Origin of the sequence: Mesorhizobium sp. B2-3-11, from assembly GCF_006442215.1 — a bacterium.
Classification (GTDB): Bacteria; Pseudomonadota; Alphaproteobacteria; order Rhizobiales; family Rhizobiaceae; genus Mesorhizobium; species Mesorhizobium salmacidum.
Genome location: NZ_VFVS01000013.1, coordinates 77,812 through 103,141 on the forward strand (window position 1 = coordinate 77,812; position 25,330 = coordinate 103,141).

General features: G+C 63.3%; 22 protein-coding genes and 2 pseudogenes. 16 read left to right on the top strand and 8 right to left on the bottom strand.

All coding sequences use genetic code 11. The annotated features are described in order from the left end of the window. The first annotated feature begins 12 nt into the window (after positions 1 to 12). From hflK to FJ960_RS18530, 3 genes and pseudogenes are all read left to right on the top strand, one after another. Positions 13 to 1,128 carry an FtsH protease activity modulator HflK gene (gene hflK, locus FJ960_RS18520; RefSeq protein WP_140502488.1) on the top strand — a complete coding sequence of 372 codons (1,116 nt, stop codon included), beginning with the start codon at positions 13 to 15 and terminating at the stop codon, positions 1,126 to 1,128. Positions 1,129 to 1,130: 2 nt separating this feature from the next. Continuing rightward, a complete protein-coding gene (locus FJ960_RS18525; RefSeq protein WP_140716033.1) occupies positions 1,131 to 2,099 on the top strand; it encodes a protease modulator HflC in 969 nt (322 codons plus the stop codon). Between the two features lie 6 nt (positions 2,100 to 2,105). After that, positions 2,106 to 2,295 (top strand): annotated as a pseudogene (locus FJ960_RS18530) (DUF2065 domain-containing protein). A gap of 30 nt (positions 2,296 to 2,325) precedes the next feature. Here the strand turns inward: FJ960_RS18530 and FJ960_RS30165 are convergent. Continuing rightward, entirely contained in the window at positions 2,326 to 2,451 is a 126-nt protein-coding gene (locus FJ960_RS30165) for a hypothetical protein (RefSeq protein ID WP_281405555.1), read from the bottom strand. On the opposite strand from FJ960_RS30165, the gene FJ960_RS18535 reads away from it, so the two are divergent. Then, on the top strand, positions 2,441 to 3,958 hold the full coding sequence (locus FJ960_RS18535) for a DegQ family serine endoprotease (RefSeq protein WP_140502490.1): 1,518 nt from the start codon (positions 2,441 to 2,443) through the stop codon (positions 3,956 to 3,958). The two genes, FJ960_RS30165 and FJ960_RS18535, sit on opposite strands and share 11 nt — an antisense overlap. Before the next feature lie 44 nt (positions 3,959 to 4,002). Here FJ960_RS18535 and FJ960_RS18540 read toward each other — a convergent pair whose 3' ends face one another. After that, positions 4,003 to 4,575 carry a GNAT family N-acetyltransferase gene (locus FJ960_RS18540; protein WP_140715904.1) on the bottom strand — a complete coding sequence of 191 codons (573 nt, stop codon included), beginning with the start codon at positions 4,573 to 4,575 and terminating at the stop codon, positions 4,003 to 4,005. Next, entirely contained in the window at positions 4,572 to 5,459 is an 888-nt protein-coding gene (gene serB, locus FJ960_RS18545; RefSeq protein WP_140715906.1) for a phosphoserine phosphatase SerB, read from the bottom strand. The genes FJ960_RS18540 and serB overlap by 4 nt, the downstream gene beginning before the upstream one ends. Here serB and miaA point away from each other — a divergent pair. Both miaA and FJ960_RS18555 read left to right on the top strand, forming a co-directional pair. Next, a complete protein-coding gene (gene miaA / locus FJ960_RS18550; RefSeq protein ID WP_140715908.1) occupies positions 5,449 to 6,414 on the top strand; it encodes a tRNA (adenosine(37)-N6)-dimethylallyltransferase MiaA in 966 nt (321 codons plus the stop codon). The two genes, serB and miaA, sit on opposite strands and share 11 nt — an antisense overlap. 105 nt (positions 6,415 to 6,519) lie before the next feature. Continuing rightward, entirely contained in the window at positions 6,520 to 7,314 is a 795-nt protein-coding gene (locus FJ960_RS18555; RefSeq protein WP_027141716.1) for a GGDEF domain-containing protein, read from the top strand. 200 nt (positions 7,315 to 7,514) lie between these two features. On the opposite strand, the gene FJ960_RS18560 is transcribed toward FJ960_RS18555, so the two are convergent. Next, on the bottom strand, positions 7,515 to 9,347 hold the full coding sequence (locus FJ960_RS18560) for an ATP-binding protein (protein WP_140502770.1): 1,833 nt from the start codon (positions 9,345 to 9,347) through the stop codon (positions 7,515 to 7,517). A gap of 155 nt (positions 9,348 to 9,502) precedes the next feature. On the opposite strand from FJ960_RS18560, the gene FJ960_RS18565 reads away from it, so the two are divergent. Genes FJ960_RS18565 through FJ960_RS18575 form a run of 3 tightly spaced genes read left to right on the top strand, consistent with a single transcriptional unit; the run spans position 9,503 to position 10,952 of the window. Continuing rightward, positions 9,503 to 10,066 carry an XRE family transcriptional regulator gene (locus FJ960_RS18565; RefSeq protein ID WP_140715911.1) on the top strand — a complete coding sequence of 188 codons (564 nt, stop codon included), beginning with the start codon at positions 9,503 to 9,505 and terminating at the stop codon, positions 10,064 to 10,066. 4 nt (positions 10,067 to 10,070) lie between these two features. Then, on the top strand, positions 10,071 to 10,379 hold the full coding sequence (locus FJ960_RS18570; RefSeq protein WP_140715913.1) for a hypothetical protein: 309 nt from the start codon (positions 10,071 to 10,073) through the stop codon (positions 10,377 to 10,379). Between the two features lie 42 nt (positions 10,380 to 10,421). Then, positions 10,422 to 10,952, top strand: coding sequence for a GNAT family N-acetyltransferase (locus FJ960_RS18575; protein WP_140715915.1), 531 nt, complete (start codon positions 10,422 to 10,424; stop codon positions 10,950 to 10,952). Between the two features lie 6 nt (positions 10,953 to 10,958). On the opposite strand, the gene FJ960_RS18580 is transcribed toward FJ960_RS18575, so the two are convergent. Beyond that, complete coding sequence (locus FJ960_RS18580) at positions 10,959 to 11,846, bottom strand: LysR substrate-binding domain-containing protein (protein ID WP_140715917.1); 888 nt, start codon at positions 11,844 to 11,846, stop codon at positions 10,959 to 10,961. A 118-nt stretch (positions 11,847 to 11,964) separates the two neighbouring features. Between FJ960_RS18580 and FJ960_RS18585 the strand changes: the two genes are divergently transcribed. Further along, on the top strand, positions 11,965 to 13,116 hold the full coding sequence (locus FJ960_RS18585) for a gamma-butyrobetaine dioxygenase (RefSeq protein ID WP_140715920.1): 1,152 nt from the start codon (positions 11,965 to 11,967) through the stop codon (positions 13,114 to 13,116). Continuing rightward, complete coding sequence (locus FJ960_RS18590; RefSeq protein ID WP_140715923.1) at positions 13,113 to 13,697, top strand: HD domain-containing protein; 585 nt, start codon at positions 13,113 to 13,115, stop codon at positions 13,695 to 13,697. Before FJ960_RS18585 ends, FJ960_RS18590 begins: the two co-directional genes overlap by 4 nt. Positions 13,698 to 13,885: 188 nt before the next feature. On the opposite strand, the pseudogene FJ960_RS18595 reads toward FJ960_RS18590, so the two are convergent. The 3 genes and pseudogenes from FJ960_RS18595 to FJ960_RS18605 form a co-directional block, all read right to left on the bottom strand. Then, a pseudogene (locus FJ960_RS18595) lies at positions 13,886 to 15,693 on the bottom strand (NAD(P)/FAD-dependent oxidoreductase). A gap of 281 nt (positions 15,694 to 15,974) precedes the next feature. Further along, positions 15,975 to 16,859, bottom strand: coding sequence for an AraC family transcriptional regulator (locus FJ960_RS18600; protein WP_140715925.1), 885 nt, complete (start codon positions 16,857 to 16,859; stop codon positions 15,975 to 15,977). Positions 16,860 to 16,981: 122 nt separating this feature from the next. Then, on the bottom strand, positions 16,982 to 17,098 hold the full coding sequence (locus tag FJ960_RS18605) for a helix-turn-helix domain-containing protein (RefSeq protein WP_140715927.1): 117 nt from the start codon (positions 17,096 to 17,098) through the stop codon (positions 16,982 to 16,984). A 378-nt stretch (positions 17,099 to 17,476) separates the two neighbouring features. On the opposite strand from FJ960_RS18605, the gene FJ960_RS18610 reads away from it, so the two are divergent. The 5 genes from FJ960_RS18610 (at position 17,477) to FJ960_RS18630 (ending at position 25,288) form a co-directional block, all read left to right on the top strand. Next, positions 17,477 to 19,273, top strand: coding sequence for an acetolactate synthase 3 large subunit (locus tag FJ960_RS18610; RefSeq protein WP_140502505.1), 1,797 nt, complete (start codon positions 17,477 to 17,479; stop codon positions 19,271 to 19,273). A 76-nt stretch (positions 19,274 to 19,349) separates the two neighbouring features. Next, positions 19,350 to 19,925 carry an acetolactate synthase small subunit gene (ilvN, locus tag FJ960_RS18615; RefSeq protein WP_013894763.1) on the top strand — a complete coding sequence of 192 codons (576 nt, stop codon included), beginning with the start codon at positions 19,350 to 19,352 and terminating at the stop codon, positions 19,923 to 19,925. A 115-nt stretch (positions 19,926 to 20,040) separates the two neighbouring features. Beyond that, entirely contained in the window at positions 20,041 to 20,637 is a 597-nt protein-coding gene (locus tag FJ960_RS18620; protein ID WP_140715929.1) for a LysE family translocator, read from the top strand. 239 nt (positions 20,638 to 20,876) lie between these two features. After that, positions 20,877 to 22,130 carry an efflux RND transporter periplasmic adaptor subunit gene (locus FJ960_RS18625; RefSeq protein WP_140716035.1) on the top strand — a complete coding sequence of 418 codons (1,254 nt, stop codon included), beginning with the start codon at positions 20,877 to 20,879 and terminating at the stop codon, positions 22,128 to 22,130. Next, entirely contained in the window at positions 22,127 to 25,288 is a 3,162-nt protein-coding gene (locus FJ960_RS18630; protein WP_140715930.1) for an efflux RND transporter permease subunit, read from the top strand. Before FJ960_RS18625 ends, FJ960_RS18630 begins: the two co-directional genes overlap by 4 nt. Positions 25,289 to 25,330 lie beyond the last annotated feature (42 nt).

The following is a 25,330-nucleotide window of genomic DNA, read 5'->3' on the forward strand; positions in this document are numbered from 1 at the left end:
GAAAGGACATTCATGCCCTGGAACGACAAAGGTGGCGGAGGCGGCGGCCCGTGGGGTGGCGGCGGCAACAATCAGGGACCCTGGGGGCAGGGACCCAAGGGGCCGAGCGGCCCGCAGGGGTCGCCTCCCGACCTCGAAGACATCATCCGCCGTGGCCAGGATCGGCTGAGGCGCGCGCTGCCCGGCGGCGGTGGCGCCAGTCCGGCCGTGTTTGGGCTGATCGCCGCGGTGCTGGTCGTTCTGTGGGCCTTCCAGGCGGTCTATACCGTTCAGCCCGACGAGGTCGCGGTCGAACTGCGCTTTGGCAAGCCGAAGGCCGAGCTTTCCCAACCTGGCCTGCACTTCCACTGGTGGCCGCTTGAAACCGTCGAGACGGCCAAGATTTCAGAGCAACTCGTCGACATTGGCGGTGGCAACACCAGCGGCAACGGCCTGATGCTCTCGGGCGACCAGAACATCGTCAATGTACAGTTTTCGGTGGCCTACCAGGTCTCCGACCCCCGCGCTTACCTGTTCGACGTTTCCGACCCGGACGGCATGCTGCGGCAGGTTGCCGAGAGCGCCATGCGCGAAGCCGTCGGCCGCCGGCCGGCACAAGACATTTTCCGCGACGACCGCCAGGGCATAGCGGCCTCGGTGCGCGAGATCATCCAGACGACGCTGGACGGCTACAAGGCCGGCCTCAACGTCAACGCCGTCTCCATCGAGGATGCAGCGCCGCCACGCGAGGTGGCAGATGCGTTCGACGAGGTGCAGCGTGCCGAGCAGGACGAGGACAAGTTCGTCGAGCAGGCCAATCAGTATTCCAACCAGAAGCTCGGCCAGGCACGCGGCGAGGCAGCCCAGGTCCGCGAAGACGCGGCCGCCTACAAGAACCGTGTGGTGCAGGAAGCCGAAGGTGAGGCCCAGCGCTTCATCTCCGTCTACGACGAATATGCCAAGGCCCCCGATGTCACGCGCAAACGCCTTTATCTGGAAACCATGGAGAGGGTTCTGAAGGACTCGAGCAAGGTCATCGTCGAGCAGGGCAACGGACAAGGTGTCCTGCCCTATCTGCCGCTGCCCGCATTGCAGCCGAAACCGCCGGCGCCGGCTGCCCCCGCCGCGCGCACGGGAGGTACCCAGTGATGATGGCCAACCGTCTTCCCATCTTCGTCGTCGTAGCGGCGGTCATCCTGTTCCTGATCTATTCCTCGGTCTTCGTGGTCAATGCGCGCCAGCAGGCGCTGGTGCTCCGTTTCGGCGAGATCGTTGACGTCAAGAGCGAGCCAGGCATCTACTTCAAGGCGCCGTTCTCCTTCTTCGACGCCGACACGGTGCAGCTGATCGAGAACAGGGTGCTGCGCTTCGATCTCGACAACATTCGCGTCCAGGTGTCGGGCGGCAAGTTCTATGAGGTCGATGCCTTCATCGCCTACCGCATCTCGGATCCGCGCGTCTTCCGTGCGGCGGTGTCGGGTCAGATCGAACTGGCCGAAGCGCGGCTCAGGACGCGTCTCGACGCTGCCTTGCGCCGCGTCTACGGCCTGCGCGATTTCGAGGCCGCGCTCTCCGAAGAGCGTGCCGTGATGATGCGCGAAGTTCGCGATCAGCTCAGGCCCGACGCCACATCGCTCGGCTTGCAGATCGAGGATGTCCGCATCCGCCGCACCGATCTGACGGCCGAAGTTTCACAGCAGACCTACGACCGCATGAAGGCGGAACGCCTGGCTGAGGCCGCGCGGCTGAGGGCACGCGGCAACGAAGCGGCACAGCGCATTACGGCACGCGCCGATCGTGAAGTGGTCGAGATCGTTGCCGAAGCGCGGAAGGAGTCCGAAATCCTGCGCGGCGAGGGCGAAGCCCAGCGCAGCGCCACCTTCGCGGGAGCCTATCAGCGTGATCCGGCCTTCTTCGACTTCTACCGGTCGATGAATGCCTATGGCACCGCGCTGGACAGCACCGGGACCACCATGGTGCTGTCGCCAAGCTCGGAGTTCTTCCGCTACTTCCGCGATCCCGATGGCAAGGAAGGGCCGGCGAAGCCGACATCGCCGGCACCCGCCGCGCCGGTGGCGTCACCCACTGCGCCGACGACACAGCCCAGCACCGGCCAGTAACGGCCGGTGCAGGACTTCTTCGCGGCGATAAGCCTGGTCCTTGTCATAGAGGGCCTGGTCTATGGCGGCTTCCCCCGCTTTGCGAGGAAGCTCGCGGGCGAAGTGCTGTCGATGCCGGAGAATGCACTGCGGATTGGCGGGCTGGCCGCCATGCGCCATCGGTGTCGGCATCGTCTGGCTGGTGCGGGGCGGGTAAAGGCGTCCGGTTTGCGGAATAACACTCGATTTACACTCCGCCGATAGCCATAGCCGCAAACGTGCCGTATTTCTTGCCATCATGGCGCGACACGGCGTTTTCGTCGAAGCGCTTTTCTCTTTCAGAAATGCCGGGAGGCTTCTCGATGACATCCAACACCCTTTTGCGCGCTGCTCGACGGACGTTGGTCGCCGGTACGGCAGCGCTTGTCCTGGGCACTGCCGCCATCCCGTCCTTCGTGACGCCGACATTCGCCGCCGACGGGCCTGCCTCGGTCGCCGACCTGGCGCAAAGCGTGCTCGGCGCAGTGGTCAACATCTCGACCTCGCAGACGGTGAAGGGCACCGAAGGGCCGGGCGCCGTGCCGATGCCGCAGCTGCCCGAAGGCTCCCCCTTCCAGGACTTCTTCGACGACTTCTTCAAGAACCGCGGTGGCGACAAGGACAATGGATCCCAGAAGGTGCAATCGCTCGGTTCGGGTTTCGTCATCGACGCCGAGCAAGGCATCGTCGTCACCAACAACCACGTGATCGCCGATGCCGACGACATTGAGGTCAATTTTTCCGATGGCGTGACCTTGAAGGCGACGCTGGTCGGCACCGATACCAAGACCGACGTCGCGGTGCTGAAGGTCGATCCGAAAGGCCACAAGCTGACGGCGGTGAAATTCGGCGATTCCACCAAGATGCGCGTCGGCGACTGGGTGATGGCGGTCGGCAATCCGTTTGGCCTCGGCGGCACCGTCACCGTCGGCATCGTCTCGGCACGCAACCGAGACATCAATTCAGGCCCTTATGACGATTTCATCCAGACCGATGCGGCGATCAACCGCGGCAATTCGGGCGGACCGCTGTTCAACAGCGCCGGCGAGGTCATCGGCATGAACACCGCGATCATTTCGCCGTCCGGCGGCTCGATCGGCATCGGCTTCTCCATTCCCTCGCAGCTCGCCTCGGGCGTCGTCGAGCAGTTGCGCCAATATGGCGAGACGCGGCGCGGCTGGCTCGGCGTGCGCATCCAGCCGGTGACGGACGACATCGCGGAAAGCCTGGGCATGGCGACCGCCAAGGGCGCGCTGGTGGCCGGCGTCATCAAGGGCGGACCAGTCGACAACGGCACCATCCAGGCCGGCGACGTCGTCATCAAGTTCGACGGCAAGGACATCCATGAAATGCGCGACCTGCCGCGCGTCGTGGCCGAAAGCCCAGTGGGCAAGGCCGTCGACGTGCTGATCGTGCGCAAGGGCGTCGAGCAGACGGTGAAGGTGACGCTCGGCCGGCTTGAGGATGGCGAGAAGCTCGCCAGCGGCGAGAATGGCAACACCGACCAGAACAAGGGCGGCGACAAGGCTCCGGCTGTCTCGACCGCCGCAGTGCTTGGCATGACGGTCGGCGAACTCAATGACGAGACGCGCAAGAAGTTCAGCATCGCCGGAGATGTCTCCGGCGTCGTCATCACCGACGTGGCAAAGGACTCCGCCGCCGCCGAACGCGGTATCCAGCCGGGCGAAGTGATCACCGAGATCGCGCAGGAATCGGTCGCCACGCCCAAGGACGTCATGGACAGGATTGGCGCGCTGAAGGAGCAGGGGCGCAAGAACGCGCTGCTGATGCTGGCTTCGAAGACCGGTGAGCTCAGGTTCGTGACGATCCGGATGGATTGATGTCCGGCAGGACCTGCAAAACCTGATTTTGACGGAAAGGGCGGTTAGAGAGCCGCCCTTTTTCTTGCCTGCCAGTCTTGGCGAGACAGCCGGTAGAACACATTCCGCTTGAGCGCGGGATGGCTGTCGGGAATGCCGGGATGATCGAAATCGGCGAAGGGATCGGCTCTCATGCCGAGACGTTCCATGACGGCAGTCGAGCGGCGGTTGTCGGCGACGGCGAAGGAAACGATTTCGTCGAGGGCCAATGTCTCGAAACCGTAGGCCAGCCATGCCTCGGCGGCCTCGGTGACATAGCCCTTGCCCCAAAATTCGGGCGCCAGCCGCCAACCGATCTCGATCATGCTGGCCGGCAGGAACGGCAGATGATCGGTTCCGGTTATGCCGACAAAGCCGATGCATTCGCCCGTGGCAGCGATCTCAGCGGCGGCGAAGCCAATGCCGTCGCGATCGATGGCGGCGCGGAACTCATCCATCTTGGCGTCGGCGGCGGCACGGTCGCGGCGAAACGGGAAGAACTCCATCACGCGTTCATCGGAATTGATGCGATGGAACAGTTGGCGGTCGCGATCCTCCCAATTGCGCAGGATCAGTCGTTTGGTACGGATTGGTTTCATTGCACGAATTCTTCCCGCCGGTAGCCCTGCAGATAGAGCAGCGCGGTTAGGTCGGCATGGTCGATCCGGACTTTTGCCTGCGCCGCGACGCTAGGCTTGGCATGGAGCGCGACACCGGTGCCGGCCAGGCGGATCATGTCGAGATCGTTGGCGCCGTCGCCAACGGCGATGGCATCGGCCGGCGTCAAGCCAAGGCGCGCGCAGATTTCGAGCAGCGCCTCGGCCTTGGCGGCGCGGCCGAGGATCGGCTCGCCGACCAGCCCGGTGAAGCGTCCATCCTGGTCGAGCAGGCTGTTGGCGCGGTTTTCCTGAAAGCCAAGCATCGCAGCGATGCGCGTGGTGAAGACCTCGAAACCGCCCGAGACGAGTGCAGTCCAGGCGCCGTTGGCGCGCATGGTCTGGACCAGCGCGCGGCCGCCCGAGGCCAGCGTCAGCCGATTGGCGACGATATGCTCGACCACGGCGGCATCGAGACCCTTGAGCAGTGCCACGCGCTCGCGCAGTGCCGGCTCGAAGGCGATCTCGCCATTCATCGACCGCGCGGTGATGGCCGCCACGTGATCCTTGACGCCGATCTCGTCGGCCAGTTCGTCAATGCACTCCTGGTCGATCATGGTCGAATCCATATCGGCGATAAGGATTTTCTTGCGGCGTGTTTCAGCCTGCTGGACGATCACATCGATGGGCTCAACGGCCAATGCGGCGCGAAGCCTTGCAGTCGTTTCATCAGCCTGCGCCTCTGGCGGCAGGGCAAGATCACAGGCAATGCCTTCGGCCAGCCAGATGACAGCGCTTGCGCCCACCGACCGTGAGGCCATATTCGCAAGCGACGGCGACAGAGCGCGGTCAGCGGAATGGGAAACAAGCGTGGCAATGAGCGGCATCGAGAATTCCGGCGCGGATGCGGGCGAAGGCCGCGTGAAGAACGCGATCCTGATAGCCGGACCAACCGCCAGCGGCAAGTCGGCGCTGGCGCTCGAATTGGCCGAACGCACAGGTGGCGTCATCGTCAACACCGATTCCATGCAGGTCTATTCGGTTCTCGACGTCCTGACCGCCCGGCCGGAGGCGGCCGAGCTCGCAAGAGCGCCGCATTTTCTCTATGGGCATGTCCATCCCGGCTCCGCTTACTCGACCGGCGCCTGGCTGCGCGACGTGATGAAACTGATCGATGACGAAACACTCTCGCGGCGGCCAATCTTCGTCGGCGGCACCGGCCTTTATTTTCGCGCGCTGACCGAGGGTATTTCGGAAATGCCCGACATTCCGCAGCGGATCCGCGATCGCTGGCGCTATGAGTTGAAAGAGCAAGGCGCGGTCAAGCTGCACGCCTTGTTGTTGCGTGAGGATTCGAGAGCCGCCATGCAGCTGAAGCCAACCGACAGCCAGCGCATCGTGCGGGCGCTCGAGGTGCTCGACGCGTCCGGCCGATCGATCCTGGAATGGCAGGCCGAGCGCGGCCGGCCGCTGATCGACAGGCAGAGCGCGCATTTCCTGGTCATCGAGCCGGATCGGGCGGCGTTGGTCGACCGCATCGAAAGACGTTTCGACCGGATGCTGGACAAGGGCGCGCTGGAGGAAGTCAAGCAGCTTGCGACCCTTCATCTGGATCCGGACCTGCCGGCGATGAAGGCGATCGGGGTTCGCGAACTGCAGGCTGCGATGGCAGGGCAATCGAGCTTTCCCGAGGCGATCGAGCGCGCCAAGATCGCGACAAGGCAATATGCCAAGCGGCAGGGGACCTGGTTTCGCCATCAGCTGGGGCCGGAATGGCAGAGACTGCGCCCCGGTGACGATTGCGAAACCACGATCCAAACACTTGTTGCTAATGCAACCTAAAAAGTTGACCTTGGGGGCAAGGTTCCCGCCGAAGTTGCCGGAATTAACGCTCCGTAAGGCGGTCGCTGCCATAAGGTCGGTGGGCACTTTTCCATCGGGGAGCAGATGCGTTTCCATAAGGCGGAATCCGCTTTTTTCGTGTTTATTTTCGTGATCCTCGCTGCTGGCCTGGTGACGCTGCACGCCTATGGGCTCTTGCAATCCTTCGCCACCGAGCTCCATACGCCTTCGGGCCTGGACAAGGTCATCTACCTCAACAAGCTGTTGTTCGCGACGGGCGTTCTGCTCGCGACCGCGCTGTTTTTCGGCATTTTCTTCATCTACCCGCTGATCCGCAAACAGGCGACGGAAGAAGGCAAGCTGCGCGCCATGACGGTTTCGCTCAGTGCCCGCTCCGAGACGTTCGAGCATGCCGCCCTGACGGACGGTCTGACGGGCATGCAGAATCGCCGCTATTTCGACGACGCGCTGAAGGAATATCTCGAGGAGTTCCGGCGCATCGAAAAGCCGGTCGGGCTGATGATCCTCGATCTCGACCACTTCAAGCAGGTCAACGATACTCACGGCCACGACGTCGGCGACGAGGTGCTCAAGGCTGTCGCCAGATGCCTCAAGGACATGACACGTTTCCACGATGTGGTGGCGCGCCTGGGCGGTGAGGAGTTCGCCGTGGTCACGCCCAACATGGAGGCGGACCTCCTGGCCAAATTCGCCGAGCGCATCCGCAAGGCGATCGCCAACATGTCGATCCTCTCCGGCAACAATGTCCGGCTCAAGATCACGACCAGCGTCGGCCTCGCCGTCTGGGACCGCAAGGAAACCGCCGAGGAATTCTACCGCCGCGCCGACCGCCAGCTCTACGAAGCCAAGAGGCAAGGCCGCAATCGCGTCTGCGCCTAAAATCCCGTCACTAAATTCGTGATGCTGGCCGTTTGATGCCGACGTCTGCGCTTCCGTTGCTCACGGACCAAGAACCCGCTCCGCTCCGGTTCTCGAAGTCGACACCAATCGACTCAGCCTGACGAATTTCCTGACGGGATTTAGCCGAGCTTTCCGACGAAGCAGAACCACGGAATTTGACGCGAAAGCAGCGCTCAGCCTCAATCGTTCTGCGGACGCAGGCCGAAGGTGGCTGGCTTGAGGCCGTAGCGCGTGTCGAAATCTTCGTCCGACTGCACGCGCGCCGCCGCCGGCGCTTTGCGGTAGTCGGGGTCGCCGGCCTGCCGGCCGGAATCGACCACCTCGGCGAAAGCCATTGCCTGGCTCTGCGGTTTCGGTACGTTGCGCAGCCGCTCGACGATCGCCACCAGATCGACCTCACCGGCCTTCGACGTCACTTCTTCCTCGCGCTTGGCCGTGCCGGGAAGCAGGTGAGCGGGCAATCTCTCGAATTTCAGCCGCATGGTGGTCGCCACGCCTTCGCCGAAGGCGATAGCTTCGCGCTGGCCCATGGAGGACAGGAACGCGAGCGTGGAGGCGGACGAGTCGGCGATTGCCGAGCGGATGATCGCCTGGTCCTGCTCATTGGCGAGCCGCATGGCGAAGAAGGTCGAGCATTGCGACAGGATGGTCGGGTCCAGCTCGCCTGGGCGCTGGGTGACGACGCCGAGATAACAGCCATATTTTCGGCCTTCCTTGGCGATGCGCGACAGCGCATGCCTGGTCGGCGCGAAGCCGAGGCGCGGATCGGCTGGCATATAGCGATGCGCTTCCTCGCATAAAAACAGGAGCTGCAGCTTGCCTTCGCTCCACAAAGCGAGGTCGAAGGCCAGGCGCGCCAGCACCGAACAGACGGAATTGACCACTTCCGAGGGCATGCCGGCCATCTCGAAGCAGGTTACCGGGCGGCCATGATGCGGCACGCGGAAGATGTTGCCGATCGTCTCGTGGATGGTGTCCTCGATCAGGCGCGAATTGAACATGAAGCGGTAGCGCGGATCGGCAGCCGCCGATTCGATGCGCGTCTTCAGCGATTTGAGGGTAGGACGATCGGTCTTGCTTTCGAGCATGCCCATGCGCTCGTCGATCTGCTTGAGCAGGTCGGCGATGCGGTAAGGTACCGGCGTATCGGCGGTCAGCGCATCGCTGCCGCGCCTCAGGTAGGCGCCTGAACCGGGGTTGCGATAGAGGTTCTTGGCGAGCGGAACGAGGTCGCGAAGGGCGTCGATCTCTTCCGGCACCGTTTCGCGTCCGCGAAACAGCACTTCGGCGAATTCCTCCAGCGTGAACATCCAGAACGGCAGGTCGAGCGTCTTGGAATCGACCCTTACGCAATATTCGGGCAGCGAGGCCGCGAACTCATTGTGCGGATCGAGGATCAGGATGCGCAGGTCCGGTCGCGCCGCGATCGACTTGCGCAGCAGCAGCGACACGGCGGTGGACTTGCCGACGCCGGTCGTGCCGACAATGGCGAAATGGCGCGCCAGCGTGTCGTCGATGGCGATGTTGGCGGCGATCGCCTCGTCCTGCGCCAGGGAGCCGATGGTGATGGAATGGCGGCCGGCCAGGTCATAGACCGCCTGCAGGTCGCGGGTGCGAATGCGGTGCGCGACGGCGCCGATATGCGGATAGCTGGTGATGCCGCGGTCGAAGATCGGCTTGGCACCGGGTTCGGCGCCGTCGCGCACTTCGCCGATCAGCTCGATGCTGACCTCGATGGCGTTCTGGCCCTCATTGCTCCAGGCGCGATCCGACTTGCCGATCGCATAAACCAGGCCAACGGTGCGCGTCGTGCCCAGATTGATGGAGATCATCTTGCCCACCGTCCACAGGCCGGTGACCGCGCCGTCGACATCGTCGGCATAGGCGCTGATGGTGGCGCGCGCGCCGTCGCATTGCACGACGTTGCCCAGGATGCGCCGATCGTTCTGCTCTGCGTTGCGGCGCTCCTGCGATGTCGGTTCTCCGACGGAAGCCTCGCGTTCGACATACATGGACACGCCAATCCCCATTTCCCTGGAGACCGGATGCTACAGGAACGGGGTTAAGGTCGGATGAGGTCGGATGGTGTAGATAGGATTAAGGCCCTCGTAAAAATTATCGTGAGATGGCTCTTCACTCGCGTTTTTTGTTTCGTTATAATGGACGAATGGATGATATAGCGAACGATATTTCCTCGACCATCGGCAGGCGCATTCATGCCGAGAGGATCATGCGGGATTGGTCGCTGGCCGAACTCGCAGAACGGTCGGGCGTTTCCAAGGCGATGCTGAGCACGATCGAGCGCGGAATGACCAGCCCGACGGCCGCGCTTCTGGTGCGCATTGCGGCGGCCTTCGGCATGACGCTGTCGACCCTTATCGCGCGCGCGGAATTGCAAGGCGGCGGGCTGCTGCGCGCGGCCGACCAGCCGGTGTGGCGCGATCCCGATACAGGCTATGTCAGGCGGCATCTGTCGCCGGCCTGCGACATGCCGCTCGAACTGATCAAGGTCCATCTGCCCGCGGGCGCGAAGGTCAGCTTGCCCGCGGCTTCCTATGCTTTCATCAAGCAGCAGATCTGGCTGATCTCGGGACAACTCGAATTCACCGAAGGCGATCAGGTGCACAGGCTCGAGCCGGGCGACTGCCTGGCGCTCGGGGCACCGTCGGACTGCACCTTCCATGCGCTGGGACCGGGCGCCGACTATCTCGTCGCTCTGGTCAAGGGCTGACATCATGGCAAGACGGCCAAAGCGCTCCCATAATGGGGGGCCGCCGCTTGACGACTACAAGGGGCCGCCATGGGGCAAGGGCGATCCTTACATCTTCCTGGCCTGGCAGACGGCGCACGCCAAGGCATGGAAGGCGCCGAGCCGCGAAGTGATGCTGATGCGCATGGACAAGGCTGAACGGCTGGGCCTGACCTATGAGGAATACACGCTCGAAATCCTTGAGCGCGGTCGGCATCTCAGGGAAGAGGACACCGAACGCATCAGCGCCATCAAGGCCGCACGCAAGCGGCGGCGTGCCAGCCATCTCGACTGACCAGCGCTATCGATACCAGCAATCGCTTCCAGAGGACCAGCTATGAATGCCATAGAGATCGGGCCGTTGACCGCCAGCCAGGAAACACTCGCACTGCTGACGGATCTGCTGGTCGAAACGGTTGCCGCCGGCGGATCGGTCAGTTTCATGCATCCGCTGGCGCCGGAGGCGGCAAGGGCATTCTGGGAGACGTCGCTGGCCGCGGCGGCACGAGGGCAAAGAGTGGTGCTTGGGGCATGGGACGGCGGGGCTCTGGTCGGCACTGTCACGCTGCTGCTCGACTGTCCTCCCAACCAGCCGCATCGGGCCGAGATTGCCAAGCTGATGACATCAGCCGAGCAACGGGGCAGGGGTGTCGGGACACGCCTGATGCGGGCCGCCGAACACCTCGCGGCGGAGAAGGGACGCACGCTGCTGGTTCTGGACACGGCGACGGAGGATGGTGCTTCAGGACTTTATGAGAAGCTCGGCTTCACCCTGGCCGGCGAGGTACCGGATTATGCGCTGAAGCCGCATGGCGGGCTGACGGGCACGCTAATCTACTGGAAGCGTATCGGCACAGCGTCGCCGTAGCGCCAGTCAGGTCCGGGCTTCTCCGGCAAGGCGCTTTAGCAGCCAGTGGCGGAAATCCTGCTCGGCACTGGTCAGATGCGCGGTCGACGGCCTGGTCAGAAAATGCCCCGACGTGCTGGGGAGCTCAAAATCGGAAAGCGGGACCAGCGCCCCGTCGTCGAGCGCCGCGTCGATCAAAGGACGGGACCCCAGCAGCACGCCGGCGCCGGCTCTTGCCGCCTCCATGGCGGCGACGAAACTGTCGAAACGATGCGACCGCTGGGAATGGCCGGCCAATCCGGCCGCCGCGAACCATTCCGACCACATCTCGCGCGCGCCGGCCACGAGAAGCAGCGGCAGCGATGTCCAATCGGCGGCACTGGCGAGGGCCGGACTTGCCACCGGCACAAGCCGCTCGGCGGTCAGCCTCTCGGCCTCGCGACCAGGAAAGGATCCGTTGCCGAAACGGATGTCGAGCGCCGAGCCCGGCAGATCGTAGTCGGTCGGCCGGTGGATCGTCACCAGATCGAGCTGGACGCGCGGCAGCGCCTCGGCGAGCTCCGGCAGCGCCGGGACCAATGCCAGCAAGGCAAACGAGATCGGCACCCGGCTGGAGACGGTCCGGACGGCGCGCGGTTCGAACAATTCCGTGGTGCTGCTGCCAATGGTGGCGAAGGCCGACTGGATGTGCGGCAGGTAGGCGGCGCCCTCGGGCGATAGCGCGACTCCACGCGCCAGCCGCGAGAACAGCCGCGTCTTCAGCCGTTCGTCGAGCAGCCGGATATGCTGGCTGACGGCCGCTTGGGTCAGGCCGAGTTCGGCTGCCGCCGCGGTGAAATTCGACAGCCGTGCCGCAGCCTCGAAACTGCGCAGCCAGTCGAGTGGAGGCAACGTGGGGAGTCGTTTCCGAGCCATTACGAAATTTCGGCCTTTGGCTAAAAAATGATAATTTGAGTTATGCCTGGGGTCCGCTCAACATGCAATCGAAGCCCCGGATCTGGCCGTGGGCGGATAGACACAGGACCTGATCTCCATGTTGACCCACGCGCTGATCGGCGACGAAGGCAGAACGATCGAACTTGGCTGGCAGGACGGAAGGCGCACCCGCTTTCACGCCATCTGGCTGCGTGACAATGCGCTGGACGACAAGACGCGCAGCGCCGGCAATGGCCAGCGGCTCGTCACCATCCTCGACATTCCGGCCGGCACGAGAATTGGCGCTGCTTCGGTCAAGGCCGGGGCGCTGGAGATCAGCTTCGAACCGGAGGGAAAGACGGTCAGCTTTCCCGCCCATTGGCTGCGTGCAAACGCCTATGATCGCGAGGAGACACGCCAGCCCGGTTGGACAGGCGATGTCATCCAGCGCTGGACCAGGGCGACGATGCAGAACTCGGTGCCGCGCGCCAGCTATCCGGCGGCCTTCCATGGCCGCGGTGTGCTGCGCGAATGGCTTTCGGCGGTAAGGACTTATGGCTTTGCGGTGATGGACGGGCTGCCGGCCGAATCCGGGGCGCTGTGCAAGGTGTCCGACCTGTTCGGCTATATCAGGGAAACCAATTACGGGCGCTGGTTCGACGTGCGCGCCGAAGTCAATCCGAACAACCTCGCCTACACCAATCTCGGCCTGCAGGCGCATACCGACAATCCCTATCGCGATCCGGTGCCGACGCTGCAGATCCTGTCCTGCATCGAGAACACGGTGGAGGGTGGCGAATCCAGCGTCGTCGACGGCTTTGCCGTCGCCGCTGCCTTGCAAGCGGAAAACCCCGAAGGTTTTCGGCTGTTGAGCTCCCATGCGGCGCGGTTCGAATACGCAGGTTCATCCGGCGTGCGGCTGCAGTCCAAACGGCCGATGATCGAGCTTGGACCCGACGGCGAACTGATCTGCATCCGCTTCAACAACCGCTCGCTGGCGCCGACCGTCGATGTGCCGTTCGCCGACATGGATCGTTACTACGCCGCCTACCGCCGCTTTGCCGAGTTGATCGAGGATCCGTCCTTCGAAGTCACCTTCAAGCTTGAGTCCGGCCAGGCCTTCATCGTCGACAACACTCGCGTCATGCATGCCCGCAAGGCGTTTTCGGGCACCGGCAAGCGGTGGCTGCAGGGATGCTACGCAGACAAGGACGGCCTTTTGTCGACGCTCGCGGCGATCGAACACGGCTTCAAGGAGGCCGCGGAATGAGTGGCCAGGATCTGAACACGGACACCATCGTCGAGTTCATAGCCGACATCTTCGAGCGCCGGGGTGCCGAATCCTATCTCGGCGAGCCGGTGACGATGTCCGAGCACATGCTCCAGGGGGCTTGGCTGGCGGAACAGGATCGAGCGCCCGAGGTGCTGGTGGCCGCCGCGCTGCTGCACGACATCGGCCACTACACCAGCGAGTTCGGCACCTATTCGCCCGACGATGTCGAAGACAAGCACCATGACGAGGCCGGCGGCAAGGTGCTGGCGCCGTTCTTCCCGCCGGTCATCGTCGAATGCGTCCGGCTGCATGTCGCCGCCAAGCGCTATCTCTGCGCCACGGACCCGACCTATTTCTCCAAGCTGTCGCCGGCTTCGGTTCACACCCTGTCGCTGCAGGGCGGACCGATGAGTGCCGACGAGGTGGCCGAGTTCCGCAGGAACCCGTTCCATGAGGAAGCGGTGCGGGTTCGCATCTGGGACGAGGGGGGCAAGGTCGCCAATATGCGGACGCGGGCGTTTCGCGACTATGTGCCGTTGCTGCAGCGCGTCGTGCACGATTTCGCCAATCGCGCCTGACCAGTCACCGCGAGGAGACATGTGCCTCTGCTTCGATGGCGGAATGCGGTAGCCCGGAGACCTGCCGCGAGTGTTTGGCTGACGAGGGCGTTTCACGCCATCGCCGACCAGCGGTGAGCCCGGCGGGCTCACTCCCGCCGTTTCGTTCGGTGTCGCCGAAGGCTCACCATCGTGATGCGGGGATACGGCTATCCCTTGTGATGGACCTCCTGCAATCCGTAGACCGGTGTGGGCAAGCCAACCTGTCTGGCCTTCAGCTGCAGCGCCAGATATTGCGAATAGTGGCGCGACTGATGGAGGTTGCCGCCATGGAACCACAGCGCCTCCTGCTGGGTCGGCTTCCACATGTTGCGCTGCTCGCCTTCCCAGGGGCCGGGATCCTTGGCGGTGTCGGAGCCAAGACCCCAGACCTTGCCGACCTTGTCCGCCACCTCCTGGGAAATGAGGTCCGCGGCCCAGCCGTTCATCGAGCCGTAGCCTGTGGCGTAGATCACGAGATCGGCCGGCAATTCGGTTCCATCGGCGAATTTGACCCCGGTTTGCGTCAGCTCCTCCACCGCCGCGCCTGGTCCGCTCTTGAGCTTGATCGAGCCGTCGATGACGAGGTCGCAGGCGCCGACATCGATATAGTAGCCTGAACCGCGGCGCAGATATTTCATGAACAGGCCCGAGCCGTCATCGCCCCAGTCGAGCAGGAAGCCGGCCTTTTCCAGGTCCGCGTAGAAGTTGGCGTCGCGTTCCTTCATCTGCTGGTAAAGCGGGATCTGGAATTCGTGCAGGATGCGGTAGGGCAGGGAGGCGAAGATCAGGTCGGCCTTGCGCGTCGTCATGCCGCTCTCGACCGCTTGCTCCGAATAGAGCGCGCCCAGCCCGATATCCATAAGCGTGTCGGACTTCACGATGTGCGTGGAGGAACGCTGCACCATGGTGACGTCGGCGCCACCCTCCCAGAGAGCCGCGCAGATGTCGTGGGCGGAGTTGTTGGAGCCGATGACCACGACCTTCTTGCCGCGGTATTTGTCCGGGCCGGGATGGGTCGAGGAATGCTGCTGCTCGCCCTTGAAGATGTCCTGGCCCTTGTATTTCGGCCAGTTCGCCTTGCCGGACATGCCGGTGCCAGCACCAACTGCTTGGGCTTGAGGACGATCTCTTCGCCGTCGCGTTCGACTACAACGGTCCATTCCTTGGCCTTCTCGTCGTATTTCGCGGATTTCGCCGAGGTGGAGGACCAGTAGTTCAGCTCCATCACCTTCGTGTACATCTCGAGCCAGTCGCCGATCTTGTCCTTGGGCGCGAAGACCGGCCAATTCTTGGGGAAATCGATATAGGGCAGATGGTCGTACCAGACCGGATCGTGCAGGCAGAGCGACTTGTAGCGCTTGCGCCAGGAATCGCCGGGGCGCTCGTTCTTCTCGATGATGATGGCTGAAACGCCGAGCTGGCGCAGGCGCGCGCCGAGCGCGATGCCGCCTTGGCCGCCGCCGATGATCACGACATAGGGCTGCTTGCTGCGGCCGAGTTCAGCGAGTTCATCGTCATGCTCCTCGCGCCAGGATTTCCTGTCCTTGCCGTGGCCGTGCTTGGCGCCGAGCGGCCGGGTGAAGCCCGCCTTCTCCTCATGGTCCTTGAGTTCGGCCATGGTGGTGAGCAAGGTCCAGATCAGCTCGCCCTTGAACCGCACCAGGCCGAAACCGCGCGCCACCTCGGTCTCGAAGGTGATCCAGGCGGTGGTGACGCCGTCCGCCTCGGTCGCCTCCTCGCCTTCGGCCACTTTCCAGTTGCTCGGCCGGGTCTCAGCCAGCGTTGCCTTCAGCATGTCGCGGACCTGGTCCTGGCCCTCCATCGTCCTCAGGTTCCAGGTGAAGGTGACGAGGTCGCGCCAGTAGCAATCCGCCTGGAAACAGTTGACCGCCGCGTCGATGTCGCCGGTATCCAGCGCCTTGCCAAACTTGTCGAGCAGCGCTTGCGCCTTCGTTGTGGGTGTTCTCTCGAGCATGGTTTCTCCTCCAGTTGTCAGGTTCATGGCGCCTCCTCCAGGCGCCAGATGGTGCCTCAGGCCATCGCAAAGGGCATGCCAACCACGCTGCACGGTAGAAATCGTAGTGAAATCAGTCCGGCCCAACGAATTCCGGTATTGCGGGCCGTTGCAGCGGTGTTGCGTGCGCCATGGTACGCCACAGTCGATGCAACACCAGACCGTGAGCCCATAAAGACCGAGATTCGGATGAATCGTGGCCTGTCCACTTCTTGCGATCGGGGGGCAGGCCTGTCAGGGCGCTATTTTAGCGGCAGAAACAATTCCACGACGACGTCATGCACCGCCACGTTCGGGAAGAATGAAAAGTGTCGTCGGCAATAGATCGGGAAGTCACGCGCTTCCTCGCCGCTGGCAGGGAGCCAGTCGCGATAGAGGTAGAGCGCGGCGGGTTCCAGATTGTGGGTATTGTGGACGACGCGCAACACCGCGCAGCGCCCGCCAGGGATCACACCAGCCTTCATCTGCTCGTCATCGGCATCGATCGGCTGGTCGGTCCCGACGCACAGGTCCATGCTGTAATCGGCTGGAACCGCGGGGATTCTCTCGGAACGGAAGATGTTGAAGGTCGGGCTCGTCTCGGGCGACAGGCCAGCAGCCTTGCGCCAGGTGATGAACCGCTGGATGGTGTCGCCGAGTGTCGCGCGGTCGCCTCGATGCTCCATGATCGCCACCGGCGTTGGAGGCATATCGCGGATCGTGACGTCGTCTTGTTCATAGGTAATCTGCATGAGCTTGCTCCTTGCGTTGTCCAAGGGCCCGAAGGCCGCAAGCCACGGTGCCCAGTCGGGCGACTTCCGGAACGACGAGGGCGATTGCCCGAACCGTTGCCGAAAGGCGCGGGCGAAGGCGTCCGGTGCATCGTAACCGGCATCCATCGCTATATCCGTGACGCTCTGGGCCTCGTTCGAGGCCAGCCGGTGCGAAGCACGCTTCATACGGGCAAGCTGGACATAGCGATGCACCGACAACCCGAAGGTCGCCGTGAACTGCCGGTGGAAATGGTATTTGGAAAATGCCGCGATGCCGCTCAACGCGTCCAGGTCCAGATTGCCGTCCAAATGCTGGTCGATGTGATCCAGCACGCGTTGCATCCGGGCATGGTAGTTTTGAAGCGACGCCTTCATCGTTCCGTTCTCCGTGGCAGCACCAAATATGGGCAGGCAGACCTGAAGCGCTCGACCGATCTTGCGGTTTTGTCACAGGTCGCAGAACGGCGCCAAGGACCGTTTATGAGCGGGTCTACAGCCTAGTTGGGAGCATCGACCCGCAGCCGCTTCATGCGGCGATGCACCGTCGTGCAGTCGCCGCCGAGGCGCCGCGCCGCCTCGGAGATGTCCCAGCCGGCGGCTACGAGAGTATCCATCGGCGACGCGCGCTCATCCTCGGGGGATGGAGCACGAGGCGCTGCCAGTCGGGCGGCCGGGGCAGGCGGCGTCGCATAGTGGTGTGTGTCGATGGGATGGGCCCAACTGTACTATGGTAGCGCGTAGCGAAGCCCTATCTCACAGGCGAGTGAATTCGCATCATCCCCCATTGACGACCCCGCGAGTTCGCCTTTATGGTCCGCCACCATGAAAACGGCACTCATTCTCGTAGGAAGGCGCGTGGGCAAGGCGGTGTAACCGCCGGGCGAAGACCTCCCATGCGCACCACACAGGCTCCCTCGGGGGCCTTTTTTATTGCCTGAAACACGACTAAACGACCAGCAACGCCCAAATGGCGACAGTACGGGACCAGACCGATGAGCAATGGACAGAACGAGCGGCGCGAAATGGCAAGTAGGGAAATGACTGGCGCCGAAATGGTGGTGCAGGCGCTGAAGGACAATGGCGTCAAGCATGTCTTCGGCTATCCGGGCGGCGCCGTTCTCCCGATCTACGACGAGATTTTCCAGCAGGATGAGGTCGAGCACATTCTCGTGCGGCACGAACAGGGCGCCGGCCACGCCGCCGAGGGCTATGCGCGCTCGACCGGCAAGGCCGGTGTCATGCTGGTGACATCAGGCCCCGGCGCCACCAATGCGGTGACGCCGCTGCAGGACGCGCTGATGGACTCGATCCCGCTGGTCTGCCTGACCGGCCAGGTGCCGACTTCGCTGATCGGCTCCGACGCGTTCCAGGAATGCGACACGGTCGGCATCACGCGGCCCTGCACCAAGCACAACTGGCTGGTGAAGGACGTCAACGAACTCGCCGCGACCATCCACGAGGCCTTCCATGTCGCGACGACCGGCCGTCCCGGCCCGGTCGTGGTCGACATCCCGAAGGACGTGCAGTTCGCCAAGGGCTTTTATGTCCCGCCGCAGATCGCGCCGCGCACCAGCTACCAGCCGAAGGTCCAGGGCGACCTGGACAAGATCAAGGCCGCGGTCGAACTGATGGCCACCGCCAGGAAGCCGGTCATCTATTCGGGCGGCGGCGTCATCAATTCCGGCGCGGAAGCGAGCCATCTCCTGCGCGAACTGGTGGATCTCACCGGTTTCCCGATCACCTCGACGCTGATGGGTCTCGGCGCCTATCCGGCTTCGGGCAAGAACTGGCTGGGCATGCTGGGCATGCACGGCACCTACGAAGCCAACATGGCCATGCATGATTGCGACGTGATGCTCTGCATCGGCGCGCGTTTCGACGACCGTATCACCGGCAGGCTGAATGCCTTCTCGCCGAATTCGCGAAAAATCCACATCGATATCGATCCGTCCTCGATCAACAAGAACGTCCACACCGAAGTGCCTATCATCGGCGATGTCGGCCGGGTGCTGGAAGACATGGTGCGGCTGTGGCGGGCAACCGCCAAGACCGACAAGAAGGCGCTCTATCCCTGGTGGGAGCAGATCGCCAAATGGCGCGCGCGCGATTCACTCGCCTTCAAGATGAACAACGACGTGATCATGCCGCAATACGCCATCCAGCGGCTCTATGAACTGACCAAGAACATGGACACCTACATCACCACCGAGGTCGGCCAGCATCAGATGTGGGCGGCGCAGCACTATCATTTCGAGAAGCCGAACCGCTGGATGACGTCGGGCGGGCTGGGCACGATGGGTTACGGCCTGCCGGCCGCGCTCGGCGTGCAGATCGCGCATCCCGATGCACTGGTCGTCGACATCGCCGGCGACGCCTCGGTGCAGATGACCATGCAGGAGATGAGTGCCGCCGTGCAGCACGACGCACCGATCAAGATCTTCATCCTCAACAACCAGTATATGGGCATGGTGCGGCAGTGGCAGCAGCTGCTGCACGGCAACCGGCTGTCGCATTCCTACACCGAGGCGATGCCGGACTTCGTCAAGCTGGCCGAGGCCTATGGCGGCCACGGCATTCGCTGCGACAAGCCCGACGAACTCGACGACGCGATCAAGGAGATGATCTCGGTCAGGAAACCGGTGCTGTTCGACTGCCGCGTGGCGACACTCGCCAACTGCTTCCCGATGATCCCTTCGGGCAAGGCGCACAACGAGATGCTTTTGCCCGACGAGGCGACCGACGAGGCCGTGGCCAATGCCATCGACGCCAAGGGCCGGGAACTGGTGTAGACGACGAGCCAAGGCAGGGCTTGTCAAAAAGCCGTGCGGAACCAGATAATTAGATCCAGAATTTGAGATTCATGTCATGAACGCACAGCACCTTCAACCCACCGGTTCCGCCTACTTCATCGCCAAGGAAACGGAACGGCCGGAAAACCACACGCTTTCCGTGCTGGTCGATAACGAACCGGGCGTGCTCGCCCGGGTCATCGGCCTGTTTTCCGGGCGTGGCTACAACATCGAGAGCCTGACCGTCTCGGAGACCGAGCATGAAAAACACCTGTCGCGTATCACTATCGTGACGCGCGGCACGCCGCATGTGCTGGAGCAGATCAAGCATCAGCTCGAGCGCATCGTGCCGGTGCACCGCGTGGTCGATCTCACCGTGCGTTCGCACGAGTTCGGGCAGGAGCGGCCGCTGGAGCGGGAACTGGCGCTGGTCAAGGTTGCCGGCACCGGCGAGGCCCGGGTCGAGGCGCTGCGCCTGGCCGACGCTTTCCGCGCCAGCGTCATCGACGCCAACACCGAGCATTTCATCTTCGAGATCACCGGCAAGGGGTCCAAGCTCGACCAGTTCATCGCCATCATGAAGCCGCTCGGCCTGGTCGAGATTTGCCGTACCGGCGTGGCGGCGATGAACCGCGGCCCGCAGGGGATGTAGGCCGACTTAGCCCATCGGAATTTTTGTACGAGGACTGGCGCGACCAACGGTCGGCACTGGCTTTTGTGCAGCCGTCGGAAAGAGACAATAGTACTGACGTATCTGGGAGGATATCATGTCCCTCGACGCATTCCTCGCACTGCTTGTCTACGCCTTCGTGACCTCGATCACGCCAGGGCCGAACAACCTTATGCTGCTGGCATCAGGCGTGAATTTTGGACTGGTCAGAAGCGTGCCGCACATGCTGGGCATCAGTATCGGGTTTCTTGTGCTGCTCCTGGCCGTCGGGCTCGGCCTGGGGGCGGTGCTGACCGCGTTTCCCGCGCTGCACACCGGGCTGAAGATTGCCGGTGCCGTCTATCTGCTCTCCCTTGCCTGGAAGATCGCCATGTCGCGCTCGCTCAGCGGCAAAGGCGAGACGGATGCGCGGCCGATGCGGTTCATCGATGCAGCGGCTTTCCAATGGGTCAACCCCAAGGCCTGGGTGATGGCCATCACCGCGATGGCCGTTTACACCAATCCCGAACGACCATTCCTGTCCGTCATTCTGATTGGTGTGGCTTTCACCGTGGTCAACCTTCCCAGCGTCTCGGCTTGGGCTGGATTCGGCACGGCGTTGCGCGGTTTCCTTTCGGATCCGGTGCGGCTGAAATGGTTCAACATCGCCATGGGCACGCTGCTGGCGGCGACGCTTTGGCCGATGTTGCGCTAGATTATAAGGCTGCCCTCTCGGAGGCCATTTTTCGGAGCCCATCCGACCTCCGGCCTTTAATGATAGCCGGCTGCACAGCTATTGTGCAGTGCACATTAAATCTTCGTAATGCCGTGTTTTGGCCCTTTTCCGACAAACCCGCGTCCTATCTATTCGGCGAAATCGCGGCAATGAGCCGTGAATTGCGCTAGAATACGACCACCTGGCTATGGCGTGTCGGACGGAGAGGTCTTTTGTCGATACGTGGAAAAGTCATTCTGTCGTTGCTGGCGGTCGCCTGTGCGGGTGCGGCCTGGCTCTATCTGTCGCCGGACGCGCTGAACAAGGGCCAGCAGATCATCGGCACAAAGCAGGTCGCCGCGACAGACAAGCCGGCAGCCGACAAGGCGGGCGGCAAACAGGGCGGTGGCGGCAATGGTGCCCGTTCGGCTTCTATCGTTTCGGCGACGGCAACGACGGCTGACTTTCCGGTCCGCCGCTATGCCATCGGCTTCGTCTCCTCTCCGGCCGTGGTCAACATCAACGCGCGCGTCTCCAGCCAGATCGTGTCGATCGACGTCAAGGACGGGCAGATGGTGAAGGCAGGCGACCTCCTGTTCTCGCTCGACGACCGGGCGCTGAAGGCGCAACTCGCCAAGGACCAGGCAGCGCTTGCCAAGGATCAGGCGCTGCTTGCCAGCTCGAATTCCGACCTTCAGCGCGCCAAGGACCTCGTCGCCAAGCAGGCCGGTACGCAGCAGACCTACGACCAGGCCGTTGCCGCGCAGAAGGCGGCGGCGGCGACCGTCGATGCCGACAAGGCAACGATCGACGCGGACAATGTCCAGCTCGGCTTTGCCGCCATCGCCGCGCCGATCGCCGGCAGGCTGGGTGCGGTGAATGTCGCCGTCGGCGACCTCGTGACTGTCAGCAACGGTAACAGCAGCACGGCGACGCCACTGGTGACCATCACCCAGATGGACCCCTTGCAGGTCAACTTCAATCTGCCGGAAAGCAACCTTGCGCTGCTGCACAAGGCGCTTGCCAATCCGCAGCAGAACGCGGTGACGTTGACCCAAAGCGGCGACCCGACGCCGATCGGCAAGGGGACGCTCGATTTCGTGGATTCCAGCGTCGACACCGCGTCGGGCACGATCGCCACACGGGCAAGCATTCCCAATGCCGATCTTTCCTTGTGGCCCGGCCAGTATGTGAATGTCGTCCTTGACGCCGGCATCATGCCGCAGATGACCTCGGTTCCGACCGTCGCGGTCCAGCCCAGCCAGAAGGGACCGTTCGTCTATGTGGTCAAGCCGGACAACACCGTCGAGATGCGGCCAGTGCAGGTGGCGCTGACCGAAGGCCAAAACAGCGCCATCAGCCAGGGGCTGAAAAGCGGCGAGAGGGTTGTCACCGAGGGCCAGACAAGGCTGAAGGACGGCGCTGCGGTGCATGAAGGCAAGGAAGCGCCCAAGGTTGCCCAGGCCAGCAACGCCGGCGAGGCAGGCCAATGATCTCCGAATTCTGCATCCGCAGGCCCGTCGCCACCCTTCTGATGTCGTTCGCCCTCGTGCTGGGCGGGCTGTTCGCGTACAAATTCCTGCCGGTCGCCGCATTGCCGAGCGCCGAATTTCCGGTGGTCAACGTCTCGGCTTCGCTGCCTGGCGCGTCGCCGGAAACCATGGCCACATCGGTGGCGACGCCGCTGATCAAGCAGTTCGCCACCATCGCCGGCATCGATTCCATCTCGACCACCAACGCGCTCGGCCAGACCTCGATCGCCATCCAATTCGTCCTCAACCGGAATATCGATGCGGCCGCGGCCGACGTGCAAGCCGCGATCGCACGCACCCAGAAATCACTGCCGCCGCAGATGACGTCGCCGCCGAGCTATCGGAAGGTCAATCCGGCCGATGCGCCTATCCTGCTGATGTCGCTGGTCAGCGATACGGTTCCGCTGACCGACCTCGATGCCTTCGCCGAAAACGTCATCTCGCCGTCGCTGTCGACCATCGACGGCGTCGCGCAGGTGTCGATCTTCGGCCAGCAAAAATACGCAGTGCGCATCCAGATCGATCCGACCGCGCTTGCCGCGCGGGGCATTTCTATCGATCAGCTGCAAGCGGCTGTGGCTTCGGCCAACAGCAACACGCCGCTCGGCGTGCTGCAGAACAACAAGCAGCAGCTGACCATCACCGCCAACACGCAGCTTACCGATGCAGCCGGCTTCTCCAACCTCATCATCGCCACCAAGAACGGTCATCCGGTGCGGCTGGGCGAGGTGACCCGTGTCGTCGATTCGGTGCAGACCACCACGACCGCAAGCTGGTACGACGGTACCCGCGCGATCATCATGGCCGTGCAACGCCAGCCCGACGCCAATACGGTCGACGTCGTCGACAAGGTCAAGGCGATGCTGCCGTCCTTCCAGGGCCAGATGCCGGCCGCCGCCCAGATCAAGCTGCTCAACGACCGCTCGAGCTCGATCCGCCAGGCCGTCGACGACGTGCAGTTCACGCTGCTGTTGACCATCGCCCTGGTGGTCCTGGTGATCTTCGTGTTCCTGCGCCGGGTGACGGCGACCATCATCCCGGCCGTGGCGGTGCCGATCTCGCTGATCGCCACGCTCGGCGCGATGTTCCTGTTCGGCTTTTCCATCGACAACATCTCGCTGATGGGCCTGACGCTCGCCGTCGGCCTCGTCGTCGACGATGCCATCGTGATGCTCGAAAACATCTTCCGCCACATGGAAGAGGACGGGCTGTCGGCCTTCGATGCGTCGCTGAAGGGCGCGCGCGAGATCGGCTTCACCATCATCTCGATCTCGATCTCGCTGGTGGCGGTGTTCATCCCGGTGCTCCTGATGGGCGGCGTGATCGGGCGCATCTTCAACGAGTTCGCCGTGGTGGTGACCGTCGCCATCCTGGCCTCGATGTTCGTGTCGCTGACGCTGACGCCGATGCTGTGCTCGCGGCTGCTGTCGGTGACCAAGGCCGACCGCGAGGCGCACGGCGCCGGCCACAAGCGCGAGTTCATCACGCGCGGCTATGACTGGATCCTGAGCTTCTGTCTACGGCACACCTTCCTGGTGTTCCTCGTCTTCATCGGCACCGCGGCAGCCTCGGTGTGGCTGATCGAGGTCTCGCCGAAGGGCTTCTTCCCGCAGGAGGATATCGGCCAGATTTCGGTGACCACGATCGCGCGCCAGGACATTTCGTTTGACGCCATGGCCAAGCTGCAAGGGCAGGTGGCCAGCGTGTTCTCGAAGTCGCCCTATGTCGACCACGTGGCGTGGTCGGCGGGCAGTGGCAACAATGCCCTCAACCAGGGGCAGCTCTTCGTCCAGCTCAAGGGCAAGGACCTGCGTCCCGATATCGAGAAGGTGCTTTCGGACCTGCGCAAGCAACTGGCCGGCGTGGCGGGCATCGAGACCTACATGCAGCCGGTGCAGAATCTGCGGCTCGGTTCGCGGTCGTCGGCCAGTGCCTACCAGCTCGTGGTTCAGGGCCTCGATACCGGACAGACCGATATCTGGGCGCAGAAGATGAATGACGCGATGGCGGCCGACCATGCGACCTTCGCCGATGTCACCAGCGACCTGCAGAACAATGCGTTGCAGGCGTCGCTGGTGGTGGATCGCGACAAGGCCGCGCAGCTCGGCATCGACACCGACACGCTCCGCTCGGCGCTTTATGGCGGGTTCGGCACCGACCAGGTTTCAACGATCTTCGGCTCGGCCGACAGCTACGAAGTCATCACCGAACTCGATCCCAAGATCGAATGGTCGCCGGAGCGGATGCTCGCCATCCAGATGCGGACGGCGAGCGGCAGCCTGGTGCCGCTCGGCGCCTTCGCCCGGGTCGATCGCACGGCCGGCGCCTTGACGGTCAATCAGCTCGGCCAGCTTCCGGCCGTGACCATCTCCTACAACCTGCCGCAGGGCGTGGCGCTGGGCGACAGTGTGAAACGCATCGACGCGCTGAAAGAACAGATCGGCATGCCGGCAGCGATCTCCACGACCTTCGCCGGCACGGCCAAGACCTTCCAGGATTCGCTCGCCAACCAGGGCCTGCTGGTCGGCGGCGCCATCCTGACCATCTATATCGTGCTCGGCATTCTGTATGAGAGCTTCATCCACCCGCTCACCATCTTGACGGGCCTGCCGTCGGCTGTGCTCGGGGCGGTTGTCGCCTTGCGCTTCGCCGGCATGGATCTGTCCGTCATCGCGGTGATCGGCATCCTGATGCTGATCGGCATCGTCAAGAAGAACGGCATCATGATGGTCGATGTCGCGCTTGAACTGCGACGAGAAGGCATGTCGGCCACGGATTCGATCCACAAGGCCTGCCTGATGCGGTTCAGGCCGATCATGATGACGACGCTGGCAGCACTGATGGGCACGTTCCCGATCGCGCTCGGCACCGGCGCCAGCGCGGAACTTCGCCAGCCGCTGGGCGTAGCCGTTGTCGGTGGCTTGCTCGCTTCGCAAGCGCTGACTTTGTTCGTGACGCCGGTGATCTATGTCTACATGGAGAATTTCTCGGGCTGGCTGGTCGGGCTCATGCCGAAGCGCAAAGCCGAGTTGCATCTGGTCGAAGAGGGCGATCAGCCTTCGCTGTTCGGCACCAATGACGACATCCCGGGCGAGCCACAGAAGACGGCCGCCGAGTAGCGGGCGGACAAAGCTCCGGTCCCTGTTGGCCCAAGCCATGGA

Excerpts from the sequence above, each read along its gene's own strand:
- hflK (WP_140502488.1), top strand. The coding sequence starts at position 13 with ATGCCCTGGAACGACAAAGGTGGCGGAGGCGGCGGCCCGTGGGGTGGC.
- FJ960_RS18525 (WP_140716033.1), top strand. The coding sequence starts at position 1,131 with ATGGCCAACCGTCTTCCCATCTTCGTCGTCGTAGCGGCGGTCATCCTG.
- FJ960_RS18535 (WP_140502490.1), top strand. The coding sequence starts at position 2,441 with ATGACATCCAACACCCTTTTGCGCGCTGCTCGACGGACGTTGGTCGCC.
- FJ960_RS18540 (WP_140715904.1), bottom strand. The coding sequence starts at position 4,575 with ATGAAACCAATCCGTACCAAACGACTGATCCTGCGCAATTGGGAGGAT.
- miaA (WP_140715908.1), top strand. The coding sequence starts at position 5,449 with ATGAGCGGCATCGAGAATTCCGGCGCGGATGCGGGCGAAGGCCGCGTG.
- serB (WP_140715906.1), bottom strand. The coding sequence starts at position 5,459 with ATGCCGCTCATTGCCACGCTTGTTTCCCATTCCGCTGACCGCGCTCTG.
- FJ960_RS18555 (WP_027141716.1), top strand. The coding sequence starts at position 6,520 with ATGCGTTTCCATAAGGCGGAATCCGCTTTTTTCGTGTTTATTTTCGTG.
- FJ960_RS18560 (WP_140502770.1), bottom strand. The coding sequence starts at position 9,347 with ATGTATGTCGAACGCGAGGCTTCCGTCGGAGAACCGACATCGCAGGAG.
- FJ960_RS18565 (WP_140715911.1), top strand. The coding sequence starts at position 9,503 with ATGGATGATATAGCGAACGATATTTCCTCGACCATCGGCAGGCGCATT.
- FJ960_RS18570 (WP_140715913.1), top strand. The coding sequence starts at position 10,071 with ATGGCAAGACGGCCAAAGCGCTCCCATAATGGGGGGCCGCCGCTTGAC.
- FJ960_RS18575 (WP_140715915.1), top strand. The coding sequence starts at position 10,422 with ATGAATGCCATAGAGATCGGGCCGTTGACCGCCAGCCAGGAAACACTC.
- FJ960_RS18580 (WP_140715917.1), bottom strand. The coding sequence starts at position 11,846 with ATGGCTCGGAAACGACTCCCCACGTTGCCTCCACTCGACTGGCTGCGC.
- FJ960_RS18585 (WP_140715920.1), top strand. The coding sequence starts at position 11,965 with ATGTTGACCCACGCGCTGATCGGCGACGAAGGCAGAACGATCGAACTT.
- FJ960_RS18590 (WP_140715923.1), top strand. The coding sequence starts at position 13,113 with ATGAGTGGCCAGGATCTGAACACGGACACCATCGTCGAGTTCATAGCC.
- FJ960_RS18600 (WP_140715925.1), bottom strand. The coding sequence starts at position 16,859 with ATGAAGGCGTCGCTTCAAAACTACCATGCCCGGATGCAACGCGTGCTG.
- FJ960_RS18605 (WP_140715927.1), bottom strand. The coding sequence starts at position 17,098 with ATGGATACTCTCGTAGCCGCCGGCTGGGACATCTCCGAGGCGGCGCGG.
- FJ960_RS18610 (WP_140502505.1), top strand. The coding sequence starts at position 17,477 with ATGAGCAATGGACAGAACGAGCGGCGCGAAATGGCAAGTAGGGAAATG.
- ilvN (WP_013894763.1), top strand. The coding sequence starts at position 19,350 with ATGAACGCACAGCACCTTCAACCCACCGGTTCCGCCTACTTCATCGCC.
- FJ960_RS18620 (WP_140715929.1), top strand. The coding sequence starts at position 20,041 with ATGTCCCTCGACGCATTCCTCGCACTGCTTGTCTACGCCTTCGTGACC.
- FJ960_RS18630 (WP_140715930.1), top strand. The coding sequence starts at position 22,127 with ATGATCTCCGAATTCTGCATCCGCAGGCCCGTCGCCACCCTTCTGATG.